Here is a 15,763-nt window from a genome sequence, read left to right as displayed (position 1 = left end):
GGCTACTTTTATGAGTGAATCGAGAATCCATGTCTACTCCACAGATTGATAAGTTAAGAAATATCGCGATCATCGCGCACGTTGACCACGGTAAAACGACTTTGGTTGATAAACTGCTACAACAGTCAGGCACTCTTGAGTCTCGTGGTGAAGCTGAAGAGCGTGTCATGGATTCGAATGACATCGAAAAAGAGCGTGGCATTACCATTCTTGCTAAGAACACAGCAATCAACTGGAATGATTACCGCATCAACATCGTAGATACTCCGGGACACGCGGACTTCGGTGGTGAAGTTGAGCGTATCATGTCTATGGTTGACTCTGTTCTGCTTATCGTTGACGCAGTTGATGGCCCAATGCCTCAAACTCGTTTCGTAACGCAAAAAGCATTCGCACACGGTCTTAAGCCAATCGTTGTAATCAACAAGATTGACCGCCCAGGCGCTCGTCCTGATTGGGTTATGGATCAAGTATTCGACCTTTTCGACAACCTAGGTGCTACTGATGAGCAACTAGACTTCACAGTTGTTTACGCTTCAGCTCTAAACGGCTGGGCAACAATGACTGAAGGCGAAACTGGCGAGAACATGGAACCATTGTTCCAAGCTGTTGTTGATACAGTAGACGCGCCTGCAGTTGACCTTGACGGTCCACTACAAATGCAAATTTCGCAACTTGATTACAGCTCTTACGTAGGTGTTATCGGTGTTGCTCGTGTTACTCGTGGTTCTGTTAAACCAAACCAACAAGTAACTATCGTAAATGCAGAAGGCAAAAAACGTAACGGTAAAGTAGGTACAGTTCTTGGTTACCTAGGTCTTGACCGTCACGAAGTTGAGCAAGCTAACGCTGGCGACATCATTGCAATCACTGGTCTTGGTGAGCTGAAAATTTCAGACACTATCTGTGACGTAAACAATGTTGAAGCAATGACTCCGCTTTCTGTTGATGAACCAACAGTAACAATGACGTTCCAAGTAAACACTTCTCCGTTCGCGGGTAAAGAAGGTAAGTTCGTTACTTCACGTAACATCCTTGAGCGTCTAGAGAAAGAACTAGTACACAACGTTGCACTACGTGTTGAAGAAACTGATAACCCAGATCGTTTCCGTGTTTCAGGTCGTGGTGAACTTCACCTATCTATCCTGATCGAAAACATGCGTCGTGAAGGTTTCGAGCTAGCTGTATCTCGTCCAGAAGTTATCATCAAGAAAGACGAAGATGGCAACCTAACTGAACCGTTTGAAACTGTGACTATCGACGTGCTTGAAGAGCACCAAGGTGGCATCATGGAAAACATCGGTCTACGTAAAGGTGAGCTAACTGATATGTCTCCAGATGGCAAAGGCCGTGTTCGCATGGACTTCATGATGCCTTCTCGTGGTCTTATCGGTTTCCAAACTGAGTTCCTAACTCTAACGTCTGGTTCTGGTCTTCTTTACCACTCATTTGATCACTACGGTCCTCACAAAGGCGGCGTAATCGGTCAACGTAACAACGGTGTTCTAATCTCGAACGCAACTGGTAAAGCTCTGACTTACGCACTATTCAACCTACAAGAACGTGGTCGTCTATTTGCTGAGCACGCGGATGAAGTATACGAAGGTCAAATCATCGGTATTCACAACCGTTCAAACGACCTAACAGTAAACTGTCTGAAAGGTAAGCAGCTAACGAACGTTCGTGCATCTGGTACTGATGAAGCACAGGTTCTTTCGCCACCTATCCGTCACACTCTAGAGCAAGCTCTTGAGTTCATCGACGAAGACGAACTAGTAGAAGTAACGCCAGTAAGCATTCGTATCCGTAAGAAGCTTCTTACTGAAAACGAACGTAAGCGTGCAGCACGTCCAGCTAAGGCTTAATTGCCAGCTGACTAGCTTCTAGCTAAGTAGATAAGAAAGCCCCGAGTAGCCTAGCTGCTCGGGGCTTTTGTTTTTTAGTTTGTTTAGATACGGTTAAACGAGATTTCGTCATCCTCAAGAGGGAGGAACGACCGAGTTGGGGATCTAGCTTTTGATACCTAAGTAACGCTCAACGAATTGAAGCCGTTCTTCGACTGGCATAAACGGCACTTCAACCACCTCATAACCAAGTTCTTGGTAGACTCTTTCTAACGCGTGGTGAATCTCTAACGCCTCCTCAAACGGATAAGGTCTCACATCATCTTGTACATAAATTGAAGCCTCAGGGCGACAGAACAACACTTGGGGGTGATAACCTTGGCTCGCTTCTCGGTAGGTTGTGTTTATCTCTAGTTTCGCCTGAGCCAAGTAGCCACAGATATCTGGAATGGCGCGATCGAGAAAGGCAACAGGATGCTGACTGGCTTGGTCTTTGTGTTCGCTCATGACGGTTAAACATAGGCGAGCAAAGCCTGGAAGGTCTAACCAAGGTAAGATACCGTTCTCAAGTTGACTCTGCTGTTCGATTAACTGGCGAGAGGACTCAGCGAATATCGGGTAACCCATGTCACCCAAGGCATTAATTAGTGTGGTTTTACCAGCCCCTGGGCCGCCAGTAACAATGATTGGGTTCATACGGGCTTATCTTTATTTGTGCCTACGGGCGTTATTTCTGGTTTAGTTGAGCAAGGAACTTATCCGATTCGGCGATCGCAGCATTCATCTGTTCTATTGCGTAGGCGATGTCTTTTTCTAAGCTCATAAACTCACCTTGCAGCGAGCCGACAGCGCTCGCATTTAGGTTGTGCTTGAGATAAAGCGTATTGTCGCGAAGGGTGTTGAGTACAGGGTCCATCTTTTTCTCGGCACGTTTCATCGCTGAAAGCATCGTTTGGTAAGACGATTTAGTCTCACGCAGCTTTTGCTCACTTGAACGACGCAGTGAGTCGCTAGTGTAAAGGTCTAGTTCACTTTGCCATTCGGCGAATAGCGCATCTGATACATCTTCAATAGCAGCAATCCGGTCACTGACATTTTGCGCGGCTTTCTCGCTGTCTTGGTATTTATCATTGATTTGGTTGTACATGTCTTCAAGGTCGCCACCGTTGAAGTTAGTCAGGCTGCTGAGCGCCTCTAGCGCGCTACTAAACTCTTCCTGAGCATCCTGCTGCGACTCTTTAGCGTCTTCCACTCTATCGACCATAATGTCGCGCTTGTGGTACCCCACTTGCTCCATAGCCGAATAATAAGCGGACTGGCATCCAGTTAGGGTAAAAATAGAGAGGACTATAACTATTAAATAAGGCATCCTAGTTTCCTATAGTTAAATAAAGGAATATTAATTAGGACTATGAACGAGTTACCAGGGAGTTACAAGTTGAAGATAAAAAACGCAATCACTGGAAGCATCCAGTTTTCCCGCTATCTTCTCACGCGAATGACACACGATAGAGTCAATGTGAATGCCGGGTACTTGGCGTACATTACTTTGCTCTCAATTGTGCCGATGTTGACGGTTCTGCTCTCTATTTTGTCGTCATTCTCAATTTTTGCTGATGTTGGGCTCGTGATTCAAAACTTCGTTATTACCAACTTTGTTCCTGCGTCTGGGGATGCGGTGCATGGTGCCTTGTTAGAGTTTGTCGCCAATACTGGCAAAATGACAGCGGTCGGTAGTGTGTTCTTGTTCATTGCGGCACTGATGTTGATCTCGAATATCGATAAGAACCTAAACTACATCTGGCGTGTTAATGAGAAGCGACGTGCGGTATTGTCGTTCTCAATGTACTGGATGGTGCTAACACTTGGGCCGATCTTGGTTGGGGCGAGTATTGCTGCCACTTCGTATGTGACATCGCTCAGTCTGCTACAAAATGAAGTCGTATCTGGCGCCTTTAATACCGTAATTCGCAAACTGCCTTTGATTCTCTCTTTCTTTGCGTTTTTCGGTCTGTACCTGTTGGTTCCCAACAAAAAGATACACTTTTCTCATGCGGCTGCAGGTTCTCTAGTGGCGGCTCTGTTGTTCGAACTCAGTAAGAAAGGCTTCGCGGCCTACATTACTCAATTCCCTTCTTACCAGTTGATTTATGGCGCATTGGCGGCAATACCAATTCTTTTTGTCTGGGTTTATTTGTGCTGGTTGATTGTGCTGGTGGGTGCTGAGGTGACCGCTGCATTGGGTGAGCAGGAACAGTGGAGTGACTCGAAAGAAATGGTACACTCTTCGGATAACGACAAAATCACAGAGCAAGGAAACAACAGTGATAGCACTGATCCAGAGAGTAAGTGAAGCTGCCGTCCGTGTTGATGGCGAAGTAGTTGGTGAGATTGAACAAGGCTTATTAGTTTTGTTAGGCGTAGAAAAAGGTGACGACGAAGCCAAAGCCAAACGTTTGATGGAACGAGTGACCACTTATCGTGTCTTTGGAGACGAAGACGATAAAATGAACCTCAACGTGAAGCAAGTAGAAGGTAAGGTATTAGTGGTGTCTCAATTCACTCTGCCGGCCGATACCAAGAAAGGGACTCGAGCAGGGTTCTCTCGTGGTGCTCACCCAGAAGATGCTGAGCGTCTTTATAACTATTTCTCTGACCAGTGTGAATCAGTGTTACCAACGGAACGTGGCCGATTCGCAGCCGACATGAAAGTGTCTTTGGTTAATGATGGCCCAGTGACATTCTGGCTGCAGGTTTAGGCTTAAAGGAATAAGCATGTTTAAACTCATAACACCAACCACCGAAAATCAGCTAAACAAGTATTACCATTTTCGTTGGCAGATGCTCCGTGAACCTTGGCGAATGCCGGTAGGTTCTGAGCGCGATGAATATGACCCAATGAGTCACCATCGCATGATCGTTGATGGTCGGGGTCGCCCGATGGCGATTGGTCGTCTGTATATCACCCCAGATCTGGAAGGTCAGATCCGCTACATGGCGGTGAAGAAATCTCGCCAAAGTAAAGGCATGGGTTCGTTGATTCTAGTCGCACTTGAGTCATTGGCTCGCCAAGAAGGTGCTAAGCGCTTGGTGTGTAATGCACGTGAAGATGCGATCTCATTCTATGAGAAGAATGAATTTGAACGTCGCGGTGAGATTAACGATCAACGTGGCCCTGTGCGTCACCAACAGATGGTTAAGCATCTTGACCCAATGGCAGACGTTCTGCGTAAGCCTGAGTGGTGTAATGAGCTTCAGCAGCGCTGGGAACATCAGATCCCGATCAGTGACAAGATGGGCATCAAGATCAACCAATACACGGGTTATCAGTTTGAGTGTAGCGCTCAGTTGAATCCCAACCTTAACCCTCATAACACCATGTTTGCAGGCTCTGCCTTTACCTTAGCGACCTTAACTGGTTGGGGGATGACTTGGTTATTGATGAAAGAACGCGGGCTGACCGGTGATATCGTGCTGGCAGACAGTAATATTCGTTATCGTCACCCGGTTGAGCAAAACCCTGTTGCCTCTACTTCATTGGATGGGATCAGTGGTGACTTGGACCGCCTTGCGTCAGGAAGAAAGGCACGTATCATCATTCACGTGACCATTCATAGCGGCGATGTGGAAGCGGTAGAGTTTACGGGAACCTATATGCTGATCCCTGACTACAAAAAGCGATTATCAACAGACTCCAACGTAAACGTATAGCTGACACTGGCTAACAGATACAGATTAAAGATACAAGGCGCTACTCCTGTGGAGTGGCGTTTTTTTGTTGGCAGTCGTTAATCTCCGAATACTCAGCTTGGGTGAGCTTTCCTGAGATTTGATGACATGGGTCCGATAGGGTAATCGAGAGGGTGTGTTGCTCGGCTTTAAGCAAGTCGAGTTCTCCAGAAGCCTCGCCATTGAGCGTTTGAACCCTTTGTTCGCCTTGCTCTGCTGCTGACGCACCAATAATGTGCATCGGTTCGAGAGTGAAGCGCCCACGGTCAAAATGCGCATTAAGCTCTGGAATTTCAAACACGTTATCAGTCGATGTTTCAGAAAGCTTGTCATTAAAGGTCATCACACCCTGGCGAACGCTGCCAGTGAGTTGCCCTGTGGTTGAGTAACCGAGCATCAGTGAGTCGCCATATAAACCTGCGGCTTGAAATTCAAACTCGCCATAGCCGGTTGCATCGAGTGGTAATTCAAGTCGCTGCAGCATAGGCGCAATGGGTAACCCATCGGCAGAAATATCTAAGCTCCATGGCTTGCTGATTTGGTTAAAATCGAGCGTTGCATTGGCTTCAATGTAGCCATTCCTGAGTGGTGCAAACAGACGAGTCAGCGTCCATTTTCCTTGTTCGCTATTCATCTCAACCACAGGCTGTGCGCTGAGAATATTTTGGTAGCTGGCATCATTGGCGCTCGCCATCAGCTTCCCTTGCCACAAGCCCAGTTTTCTATCTTGCAGCAGTTGAACTTGATGCCCCTCGACATGTAATCCAGAGACCTGCCAGTAAGGCGTTTGTGCTAGTTGGATAAGTTGGCTGCGTTCTATATTAAGTCGGTTAATCTCGACGTTCTGGAGCTGTGTGAGCCAAGGCAATAGGCGAGCGGCCGGTAGAGGGCTATCTTGGTTTTCGGTAATCCACTTGATGCCTTGCAGGTCGAGCTGCGCCAATTGAATGCTGCTAGGGGCGACTTCGCCATTGAGCTGAACAGTGCCCTGCAGGAATTGAGTATAGAAATCCTCAATCAGAATCCGGTTTGCTTCTAGGTTGAGCTTGAGGCTTGGCTCGATGAACATGTCATCATCAATGGTCACTCCTTCTGCCTGTAGAGAAAAAATGGCTTTCTGTTGTTTCCAGATTTCAAAAGGCAGTTGGATATTTTCTAATGAGGCATCAAAGGCAGCGAGGTGGCCATCTTGCCACTCTACGTCGCTACGCAGAATATCTAAGCTATTGATGTGATTAATCTTAATGCCTGCAACATCCCACTCTTTGCTTAGTAGGTTTTGGGTCTGTTTCTGATTGAGTCGTAAGCCATCGACGGTCACATTCACCAACGACCAATCTTGTTGATATTGTTCAGCTTGCCCAGAAATCTTGGCGCCACGCCAGTCAAACGAAGCACCATAAAGGGTGCTGTCGCTAGGTTTTAAGTCTAGGTCAATCAACAGATTATCGAATGCCTCACCTTGCCAATACAGTTGTGAGGCAGAGAGTTGGGTTTTTCCATAAGGTAGCAGCGAGTTATCGTTGTTCCACGTTGGGGCGGAGATCTGTAGGTCGATGCCTCGCGCATTAAACTCTGGCGTCGAAAAGTCGAGATTGTTGATGGCCAGCTGGTGGAGCTTGATGTGTGGCTGGGTAAATAAAGATGTCAGTGTTTTTAGATCGTCTGCCTCTAATTGTAGGCCGCTGATCAAAACAGATTCAAAGACCAGTTTGGCCTCTGTCATCGAGCTGGGGCTGAACCAAAGATCGATCTTGTCGATATACAGAGGTGTTTGCTTTTCTGGTTGGCTTTGGGTAATGCCCATTAAGGTGATGTGATAAGGCGCCTGATACTCAACATCTTCAATGAATACAGGTTGTTCAATCGTATGTTTGATAAAAAAGTTGGCAACATCCGCACGGTATTGGGTCTGCAGGCTTAATAGCAGCGCTGCGATAGTTGCAACGGCGATAGCCAACACAATGCCGAACACCATGAATACCTTTTTCATTCCCTGAAAGCCTTAAATTTCAATAGTCTTAAAACAGAGTGGAACAAAAAGGGTCAAGCATCAACAAAAAAGCCCCTCAAAAGAGGGGCTTGCTACAAAAATATCATTTTAAATTGGGCGTTTGCTTTTGGCTAAGCCCGAGCAGATGGTTGGATTAGTCCAGTTGAGGACCAGCTGCAACCAGTGACTTACCTTCAGCGTTGTCTGTGTACTTATCAAAGTTGTTGATGAAGCGCTCGGCTAGATCTTTCGCTTTGCTTTCCCATTGTAGAGGGTCAGTGTACGTATCGCGTGGGTCAAGGATCGCTGGGTCAACATCGTGCAGCGCTAGTGGCACTTCTAGGTTAAACATAGGGATAACCTTAGTTTCAGCGTTGTCGATTGAGCCATCTAGGATAGCGTCGATGATGCCTCGCGTATCTTGGATAGAGATACGTTTACCAGTACCGTTCCAACCTGTGTTCACTAGGTAAGCTTCAGCGCCAGCTGCTTCCATACGCTTCACAAGCACTTCAGCGTACTGAGTTGGGTGGAGAGTTAAGAATGCCGCACCAAATGCAGCAGAGAACGTTGGCGTTGGCTCAGTAATACCACGCTCAGTGCCCGCTAGTTTTGCAGTGAAGCCAGATAGGAAGTGGTACTTCGTTTGCTCTGGAGTCAGTTTAGAAACGGGTGGCAGTACACCGAATGCATCAGCAGTCAGGAAGATAACCTTTTGAGCGTGACCGGCTTTTGATACTGGTTTAACGATGTTATCGATGTGGTGAATCGGGTAAGAAACACGAGTGTTCTCAGTTTTTGAACCGTCATCAAAATCGATAGAACCATCACCACGAACTGTTACGTTTTCTAGTAGTGCATCACGACGGATTGCATTGTAGATTTCAGGTTCTGCTTCTTTAGATAGACGAATCGTCTTCGCGTAACAACCACCTTCGAAGTTGAAGATACCATCGTCATCCCAACCGTGCTCATCATCACCGATTAGCTCACGCTTAGGATCGGTTGAAAGCGTAGTTTTACCTGTACCAGATAGACCGAAGAAGATGGCTACATCGCCTTTCTCGCCGACGTTTGCACTACAGTGCATTGAAGCAATGCCTTGCAGAGGAAGCAGGTAGTTCATCATTGCGAACATGCCTTTCTTCATCTCACCGCCGTACCAAGTACCACCGATGATTTGAACGCGCTCTGTTAGGTTGAAAGCAACGAAGTTTTCAGAGTTTAGACCCTGCTTTTCCCAGTTAGGGTTAGTTGTTTTAGCACCGTTCATTACCACGAAATCAGGTTCGAACGTTGCTAGCTCTTCGTCAGTTGGACGAATGAACATGTTCTTAACGAAGTGCGCTTGCCACGCTACTTCAGTGATAATACGCACGCTTAAGCGCGTATCAGGGTTAGCACCACAATAACCGTCGATGACAAACAGGCGCTTGCCAGATAGCTGAGTTGTCACAAGCTCTTTCAGCTCATTCCATACTTCAGTTGTAATCGGTTTGTTGTCATTTTTGCCTTGATCTGACCACCACATGGTATCGCGGGTCGTGTCATCTTTAACAATGTACTTATCTTTTGGTGAGCGGCCAGTAAAGATACCAGTGTCTACCGCAACAGAGCCTAGTTCCGTTACTACGCCTTTTTCGTAGCCTTCCAAACCTGGCAGTGTTTCTTCAACGAATAACTGCTCGTAGCTAGGATTACGAAGAACTTCAGTAACGCCAGTCAGTCCGTGCTTAGTTAGATCAATTTGTGCAGCCTTTGTATGTTCCATAACGGTCATAGGTGCTCCTTGTAGGATATTTTGTAGGGATTTTGTATTAATTTTTTATTGTTATCTGCTCACCATGCTAGCAACGAGACTCGGGGGAAACAGGGATATAGCTCAAAAAATATCCATATTAGCCATGGGGTTTTAAGCGTCTCGTCACATATTGGCCCAACTAGTCTATCCTGTACGCAAACCTTTGCGCTAGGGGCGAGAACATTATTAATTGATTAAAATTAAGCGGTGATTTTATTACGAGATGTTACGGAGTTTGCGCTATTTTGATCACAAAAAAGGCCAGCTGAGGGCTGACCTTTTTGGGGTAAATTACGTGTTTTTGGTACGCCGTAAATTAATGAACCGTATTGCTGCCTTTATCTGCTGCTTCTGCGTACAGTGCATCAACATCATTCTTGTCGAACGAGTAGTTTGTGCCACAGTAATCGCAGTGTAGACCAACGCTTCCTTCGGTGCTTAGGATGTCGTAGATCTCTTCTTGAGCAACAGTAATGATTGCTGCTGCACTTCGATCGCGTGAACAGCCACAGAAGAACTCAACCGGTTGTGGTGTGAATAGCTGTACTTTCTCTTGGTTGTACAAACGGTAAAGCAGTTCGTTCGCTTCTAGAGTGAATAGCTCTTCGTTTTTCACGGTGTCTGTTAGTTGCTCTAGGTGCTCGAAGTCGTCTGGAGTACCGGTGCCGTCAGGCATTACTTGTAGCAACATACCTGCAGCGTGTGCTTTGCCTTCATGCTCGCCAGTGCGCAGCCATAGACGAGTCTTAAGCTGTTCAGAGTTAGCGAAGTAGCCTTCAAGCACTTGTGCAAGCGTGTCACCTTCAAGACCAACGATACCTTGGTAACGCTCACCTTTCTTAGGATCGATAGTGATCACTAGATGACCTTTACCCATTAGGGCGTGTAGACCTGCGTCGTCTGCGATATCGCCTTCAAAGCGAGCAACACCACGGATCTTCTGATCGTGATCGCCATTGATAACTGCTAGAGATACTGGGCCGTCACCTTGCAGCTGCATCGTGATAGAACCTTCAAACTTTAGGGTCGCCGTTAGTAGCGTCGTTGAAACCAGTAGCTCACCCAACAGCTTTTGTACTGGAGCTGGGTATTCCTTGCTAGAAATAATCTGTTGGTACGCTTCGTCCATCTGTACCAATTCACCACGTACTGATAGGTCTTCAAATAGGTAGCGATTTAAAACATTACTTGTAGACATTGGGTCTGCCATTTGGCTATTCCTTCTAGCTTATTGAGTCTTGAACTTGATGATGTCACGACGTTGCTTTTTATCTGGGCGACGTTCTGGTGCTGGGCTATGAGCATTTAGCTTGCGCTGTTGTGCAAACTCTTCTCTTTTTGCCAAGCTTTCGGTGGTTTCTTCATAGAGGGTTTGAGCGATCGGGGCTCCACCACGATGGGCTGAGATTTTCTCGATCGTTACCGTCTTTTCTTCATTACCTTGGCGCAGTGTAATCACAGCCCCAAGTTCGACAATTTTACTTGGCTTGCTGCGCTGACCATTATAGTGGACTTTGCCACCATCGACCATGTTGCGAGCAATAGACCGGGTTTTGTAAAAACGAGCTGCCCACAACCATTTATCGAGTCTGACAGCTTCATTAGTCGTTTTCATATAGGACAGTGCCTTTTCAGTTAGAAATGAATGCGGTTTAACTGTAACGAACAGTGCGCAACATGTTTTTGATGATGCTTATCACATTAAGTAGAAGCTTAAAGTGGAGGCGGTTGGCATTTTTTTCAAGTCATAATACAAAATAGCCATGTTATGCCGATTTATCGATTTGCTATGATATAGTTCAGGATCTTATTGCTTAAATAAGCTTGGTATCGAACGAATGAATAAAAAAGCTGAAAGTTTAATGATTTGCAGCGTTTGTCGTCATGAAAAGGGACTAGGAAAGTGAACTTTTTAGAGCTCAAAAATCGCGTAGGGAATTCTCCTATGTTGAGCCGCTTATTAGAGAATGGATTTGTACTTCAGCAGAAACTAAGCTTAGCGACCTGTTGTGTATTGATTGCAGCTTCCGCATGGATCTTAGGGCAGCTTGCATGGTTTATCGAACCTGCTGAGCAAACTATCGCGCCTTGGACAGCAACGGCTTCATCGTCTTCAGCACCTCAATCGACCCTTGATATCTCTTCTTTGCAGCAGAGCAACATGTTTGGTGCTTACAACCCAAGCACGCCCGCTGTGGTTGAACAGCAAGTTATCCAAGATGCGCCTAAGACGCGATTAAACCTCGTTTTAGTGGGTGCAGTCGCGAGCTCGAATCCAAAACTGAGCTTAGCGGTGATCGCCAATCGCGGCACGCAAGCGACCTACGGAATTAATGAAGAGATTGAAGGCACTCGAGCCAAGTTAAAAGCGGTATTAATCGACCGCGTTATCATTGATAACTCAGGACGAGACGAAACCTTGATGCTTGAAGGTATTGAGTACAAGCGTTTGGCTGTATCAGCGCCTGCGCCACCTCGTAGCTCTTCTTCGGTTCGTGGTAATAATCCGGCTTCAGCAGAAGAGAAGCTTGATGAAATTAAAGCGAAGATAATGAAAGATCCGCAACAAATCTTCCAATATGTTCGACTGTCTCAGGTGAAGCGTGACGATAAAGTGATTGGTTATCGTGTGAGCCCTGGCAAAGATTCAGAACTTTTTAACTCTGTTGGGCTCCAAAACGGAGATATTGCCACTCAGTTAAATGGACAAGACCTGACAGACCCTGCTGCTATGGGCAACATATTCCGTTCTATCTCAGAGCTGACAGAGCTAAACCTCGTCGTCGAGAGAGATGGTCAACAACATGAAGTGTTTATTGAATTTTAAAACTTTGCGTCTAACGAAGGACGAAAGTGTAGGAGAAGTACGTGAAGCATTGGTTTAAGAAAAGTGCATGGTTATTGGCAGGAAGCTTAATCTGCACACCCGCAGCCATCGCGAGTGATTTTAGTGCCAGCTTTAAAGGCACTGATATTCAAGAGTTTATTAATATTGTTGGTCGTAACCTAGAGAAGACGATCATCGTTGACCCTTCGGTGCGTGGAAAAATTGATGTACGCAGCTACGACGTACTCAATGAAGAGCAATATTACAGCTTCTTCCTAAACGTATTGGAAGTGTATGGCTACGCGGTTGTCGAAATGGACTCAGGTGTTCTTAAGATCATCAAGGCCAAAGATTCGAAAACATCGGCAATTCCAGTCGTTGGAGACAGTGACACGATCAAAGGCGACAATGTGGTGACACGTGTTGTGACGGTTCGTAATGTCTCGGTACGTGAACTTTCTCCTCTGCTTCGTCAACTAAACGACAATGCAGGCGCGGGTAACGTTGTGCACTACGACCCAGCCAACATCATCCTTATTACAGGCCGAGCGGCGGTAGTAAACCGTTTAGCTGAAATCATCAAGCGTGTTGACCAAGCGGGTGATAAAGAGATTGAAGTCGTTGAGCTAAAGAATGCTTCTGCGGCAGAAATGGTACGTATCGTTGATGCGTTAAGCAAAACCACTGATGCGAAAAACACACCTGCATTTCTACAACCTAAATTAGTTGCCGATGAACGTACCAATGCGATTCTTATTTCCGGTGACCCAAAGGTACGTAGCCGTTTAAGAAGGTTGATTGAACAGCTTGATGTGGAAATGGCAACCAAGGGCAACAACCAAGTAATTTACCTTAAATACGCCAAAGCAGAAGATTTAGTCGATGTGCTGAAAGGCGTGTCGGACAACCTGCAATCAGAGAAGCAAACATCAACTAAAGGTAGCTCATCTCAACGTGACAAAGTGGTGATCTCAGCTCACAGTGATACCAACTCTTTGGTTATTACCGCCCAACCAGACATCATGAACGCGCTGCAAGATGTGATCGCGCAACTGGATATTCGTCGCGCTCAAGTCTTGATTGAAGCCCTAATTGTCGAGATGGCAGAAGGTGACGGTATTAACCTTGGTGTGCAATGGGGTAACCTTGATACTGGTGCTGTGATTCAGTATGGCAACACAGGTGCGTCAATCGGTGGCGTAATGGTTGGTTTAGAAGAAGCGAAAGACACTGAAACGACCACCGCAGTCTATGATGATAATGGCGCCTTTTTGCGTAATGAAACGACCACAGAATCCGGTGACTACTCAACGTTAGCTTCTGCTCTTTCTGGTGTTAATGGCGCGGCAATGAGCGTAGTGATGGGTGACTGGACTGCCTTGATCAGTGCAGTAGCGACCGATTCAAATTCAAATATCCTATCTTCTCCAAGTATCACCGTGATGGATAACGGCGAAGCGTCGTTCATTGTGGGCGAAGAGGTGCCTGTTTTAACTGGCTCGACCGCAGGCTCAAGTAACGATAACCCATTCCAAACGGTTGAACGTAAAGAAGTGGGTATCAAGCTAAAAGTCGTGCCACAAATCAATGAAGGTGACTCAGTTCAGCTGCAAATAGAACAAGAAGTATCGAACGTATTAGGCGCAAACGGGGCAGTAGATGTTCGTTTTGCTAAGCGTCAGCTAAATACGTCAGTGATTGTTCAAGACGGTCAAATGCTGGTGCTGGGTGGCTTGATTGACGAGCGAGCGCTGGAAAGTGAATCTAAGGTGCCGTTCTTGGGCGATATCCCTGTTCTAGGACACCTGTTCAAATCAACCAGTACTCAGGTTGAGAAAAAGAACCTAATGGTATTCATCAAGCCGACCATTATTCGTGATGGTATGACGGCCGATGGTATTACTCAGCGTAAATACAACTTTATTCGTGCTGAGCAGTTGTATAAGTCAGAGCAGGGCCTGAAGCTGATGGATGACGATAATATTCCAGTACTGCCTAAATTTGGCGAAAGCATGAATTACCCGGCTGAACTTCAAGCCTTCATTGATCAGATGGAAACAGAATAATGGCTGAATTGGTAGGGGCGGCACGTACTTATCAGCGCTTGCCGTTTAGCTTTGCGAATCGCTACAAGATGGTGTTGGAATACCAACATCCAGAGCGCGCACCGATACTTTATTATGTTGAGCCACTGAAATCGGCGGCGATCATTGAAGTGAGTCGAGTGGTGAAAAATGGTTTCACGCCACAAGCGATTACTCTCGATGAGTTTGATAAAAAACTGACCGATGCTTATCAGCGTGACTCGTCAGAAGCTCGTCAGCTCATGGAAGACATTGGTGCTGATAGTGATGACTTCTTCTCATTAGCGGAAGAACTGCCTCAAGACGAAGACTTACTTGAATCAGAAGACGACGCGCCAATCATCAAGTTAATCAATGCGATGCTGGGTGAGGCGATCAAAGAAGGTGCTTCGGATATTCATATCGAAACCTTTGAAAAGTCACTTTGTATCCGTTTCCGAGTTGATGGTGTGCTGCGTGATGTTCTAGCGCCAAGCCGTAAACTGGCTCCGCTATTGGTTTCACGTGTCAAGGTTATGGCTAAACTAGATATTGCGGAAAAACGCGTGCCACAAGATGGCCGTATCTCTCTGCGTATTGGTGGCCGAGCGGTTGATGTTCGTGTTTCAACCATGCCTTCTTCGCACGGTGAGCGTGTGGTAATGCGTCTGTTGGACAAAAACGCCACTCGTCTAGACTTGCACAGTTTAGGTATGACAGCAGAAAACCATGAAAACTTCCGTAAGCTGATTCAGCGCCCACACGGCATTATCTTGGTGACCGGCCCGACAGGTTCAGGTAAATCGACGACCCTGTACGCAGGCCTGCAAGAACTCAACAGCAATGAACGAAACATTTTAACCGTTGAAGACCCGATCGAATTCGATATCGATGGCATTGGTCAAACACAAGTGAACCCTAAGGTTGATATGACCTTTGCGCGTGGTTTACGTGCCATTCTTCGTCAAGATCCTGATGTGGTCATGATTGGTGAGATCCGTGATTTGGAAACCGCAGAGATCGCTGTTCAAGCCTCTTTGACCGGTCACTTAGTGATGTCGACCCTTCACACCAATACGGCAATCGGTGCAATTACGCGTCTGCGTGATATGGGCATCGAACCCTTCTTGATCTCTTCTTCGCTGCTGGGTGTTTTGGCTCAGCGCCTGGTTCGTACTTTATGTAACGAATGTAAAGAACCTTATGAAGCCGATAAAGAGCAGAAGAAACTGTTTGGGTTGAAGAAGAAAGAAAGCCTGACGCTTTACCATGCCAAAGGTTGTGAAGAGTGTGGCCATAAGGGTTATCGAGGTCGTACTGGTATTCATGAGCTATTGATGATTGACGATTCGGTACAAGAACTGATTCACAGTGAGGCTGGCGAACAGGCGATTGAGAAAGCAATTCGTGGCACAACACCAAGTATTCGAGATGATGGCTTGAGCAAAGTTCTGAAAGGGGTAACGTCCTTAGAAGAAGTGATGCGTGTGACCAAGGAAGTCTAGT

At 46.3% G+C, this 15,763-nt stretch carries 13 protein-coding genes; 7 read left to right on the top strand and 6 right to left on the bottom strand.

Going from position 1 to position 15,763, the window contains the following annotated elements; all coding sequences use genetic code 11:
* Positions 1-29: 29 nt before the first annotated feature.
* Positions 30-1,865 (top strand): translational GTPase TypA, encoded by a 1,836-nt coding sequence (gene typA / locus AB4329_RS17240; RefSeq protein WP_017059220.1) that lies wholly within the window; start codon positions 30-32, stop codon positions 1,863-1,865.
* A gap of 144 nt (positions 1,866-2,009) precedes the next feature.
* Here the strand turns inward: typA and AB4329_RS17235 are convergent, their stop codons facing one another.
* Complete coding sequence (locus tag AB4329_RS17235) at positions 2,010-2,540, bottom strand: AAA family ATPase (RefSeq protein WP_065585028.1); 531 nt, start codon at positions 2,538-2,540, stop codon at positions 2,010-2,012.
* 31 nt (positions 2,541-2,571) lie between these two features.
* Entirely contained in the window at positions 2,572-3,213 is a 642-nt protein-coding gene (locus tag AB4329_RS17230; protein ID WP_016784088.1) for a DUF2959 domain-containing protein, read from the bottom strand.
* A 42-nt stretch (positions 3,214-3,255) separates the two neighbouring features.
* Between AB4329_RS17230 and AB4329_RS17225 the strand changes: the two genes are divergently transcribed.
* From AB4329_RS17225 to AB4329_RS17215, 3 genes are read left to right on the top strand one after another with little or no spacing between them, the layout of a single operon-like run.
* On the top strand, positions 3,256-4,197 hold the full coding sequence (locus AB4329_RS17225) for a virulence factor BrkB family protein (RefSeq protein WP_372138864.1): 942 nt from the start codon (positions 3,256-3,258) through the stop codon (positions 4,195-4,197).
* Complete coding sequence (gene dtd, locus AB4329_RS17220) at positions 4,169-4,603, top strand: D-aminoacyl-tRNA deacylase (protein WP_004735590.1); 435 nt, start codon at positions 4,169-4,171, stop codon at positions 4,601-4,603. Before AB4329_RS17225 ends, dtd begins: the two co-directional genes overlap by 29 nt.
* Positions 4,604-4,619: 16 nt before the next feature.
* On the top strand, positions 4,620-5,555 hold the full coding sequence (locus AB4329_RS17215; protein ID WP_017065806.1) for a bifunctional GNAT family N-acetyltransferase/hotdog fold thioesterase: 936 nt from the start codon (positions 4,620-4,622) through the stop codon (positions 5,553-5,555).
* A 40-nt stretch (positions 5,556-5,595) separates the two neighbouring features.
* On the opposite strand, the gene AB4329_RS17210 is transcribed toward AB4329_RS17215, so the two are convergent.
* From AB4329_RS17210 to hslR, 4 genes are all read right to left on the bottom strand, one after another.
* Complete coding sequence (locus AB4329_RS17210) at positions 5,596-7,566, bottom strand: AsmA family protein (RefSeq protein ID WP_372104102.1); 1,971 nt, start codon at positions 7,564-7,566, stop codon at positions 5,596-5,598.
* 154 nt (positions 7,567-7,720) lie between these two features.
* A complete protein-coding gene (gene pckA / locus AB4329_RS17205) occupies positions 7,721-9,346 on the bottom strand; it encodes a phosphoenolpyruvate carboxykinase (ATP) (protein WP_017062492.1) in 1,626 nt (541 codons plus the stop codon).
* Between the two features lie 337 nt (positions 9,347-9,683).
* Complete coding sequence (gene hslO / locus AB4329_RS17200) at positions 9,684-10,577, bottom strand: Hsp33 family molecular chaperone HslO (RefSeq protein WP_017063067.1); 894 nt, start codon at positions 10,575-10,577, stop codon at positions 9,684-9,686.
* An 18-nt stretch (positions 10,578-10,595) separates the two neighbouring features.
* Complete coding sequence (hslR, locus tag AB4329_RS17195; RefSeq protein WP_017067336.1) at positions 10,596-10,982, bottom strand: ribosome-associated heat shock protein Hsp15; 387 nt, start codon at positions 10,980-10,982, stop codon at positions 10,596-10,598.
* A gap of 330 nt (positions 10,983-11,312) precedes the next feature.
* Here hslR and gspC point away from each other — a divergent pair, with 330 nt between their 5' ends.
* The 3 genes from gspC to gspE are packed head-to-tail and all read left to right on the top strand — an operon-like array spanning position 11,313 to position 15,762.
* Entirely contained in the window at positions 11,313-12,194 is an 882-nt protein-coding gene (gene gspC / locus AB4329_RS17190) for a type II secretion system protein GspC (protein ID WP_017062489.1), read from the top strand.
* 41 nt (positions 12,195-12,235) lie between these two features.
* Positions 12,236-14,260, top strand: a complete 2,025-nt coding sequence (gene gspD, locus AB4329_RS17185) for a type II secretion system secretin GspD (protein ID WP_372138863.1) — start codon at positions 12,236-12,238, stop codon at positions 14,258-14,260.
* Positions 14,260-15,762 (top strand): type II secretion system ATPase GspE, encoded by a 1,503-nt coding sequence (gene gspE, locus AB4329_RS17180; RefSeq protein ID WP_372117909.1) that lies wholly within the window; start codon positions 14,260-14,262, stop codon positions 15,760-15,762. The genes gspD and gspE overlap by 1 nt, the downstream gene beginning before the upstream one ends.
* Position 15,763: the final 1 nt, after the last annotated feature.

This window comes from Vibrio sp. 10N.261.54.A5 (assembly GCF_041471145.1).
In the GTDB taxonomy this organism is placed as follows: domain Bacteria; phylum Pseudomonadota; class Gammaproteobacteria; order Enterobacterales; family Vibrionaceae; genus Vibrio; species Vibrio crassostreae_C.
This window is presented reverse-complemented; position numbering and strand designations above follow the sequence as displayed.

What these genes read in the sequence shown, in the direction of transcription:
- AB4329_RS17210 (WP_372104102.1), bottom strand. Translation starts at nt 7,566, where the DNA reads ATGAAAAAGGTATTCATGGTGTTCGGCATTGTGTTGGCTATCGCCGTT.
- AB4329_RS17215 (WP_017065806.1), top strand. Translation starts at nt 4,620, where the DNA reads ATGTTTAAACTCATAACACCAACCACCGAAAATCAGCTAAACAAGTAT.
- hslO (WP_017063067.1), bottom strand. Translation starts at nt 10,577, where the DNA reads ATGGCAGACCCAATGTCTACAAGTAATGTTTTAAATCGCTACCTATTT.
- gspE (WP_372117909.1), top strand. Translation starts at nt 14,260, where the DNA reads ATGGCTGAATTGGTAGGGGCGGCACGTACTTATCAGCGCTTGCCGTTT.
- typA (WP_017059220.1), top strand. Translation starts at nt 30, where the DNA reads ATGTCTACTCCACAGATTGATAAGTTAAGAAATATCGCGATCATCGCG.
- AB4329_RS17225 (WP_372138864.1), top strand. Translation starts at nt 3,256, where the DNA reads ATGAACGAGTTACCAGGGAGTTACAAGTTGAAGATAAAAAACGCAATC.
- hslR (WP_017067336.1), bottom strand. Translation starts at nt 10,982, where the DNA reads ATGAAAACGACTAATGAAGCTGTCAGACTCGATAAATGGTTGTGGGCA.
- AB4329_RS17235 (WP_065585028.1), bottom strand. Translation starts at nt 2,540, where the DNA reads ATGAACCCAATCATTGTTACTGGCGGCCCAGGGGCTGGTAAAACCACA.
- AB4329_RS17230 (WP_016784088.1), bottom strand. Translation starts at nt 3,213, where the DNA reads ATGCCTTATTTAATAGTTATAGTCCTCTCTATTTTTACCCTAACTGGA.
- gspC (WP_017062489.1), top strand. Translation starts at nt 11,313, where the DNA reads ATGTTGAGCCGCTTATTAGAGAATGGATTTGTACTTCAGCAGAAACTA.
- pckA (WP_017062492.1), bottom strand. Translation starts at nt 9,346, where the DNA reads ATGACCGTTATGGAACATACAAAGGCTGCACAAATTGATCTAACTAAG.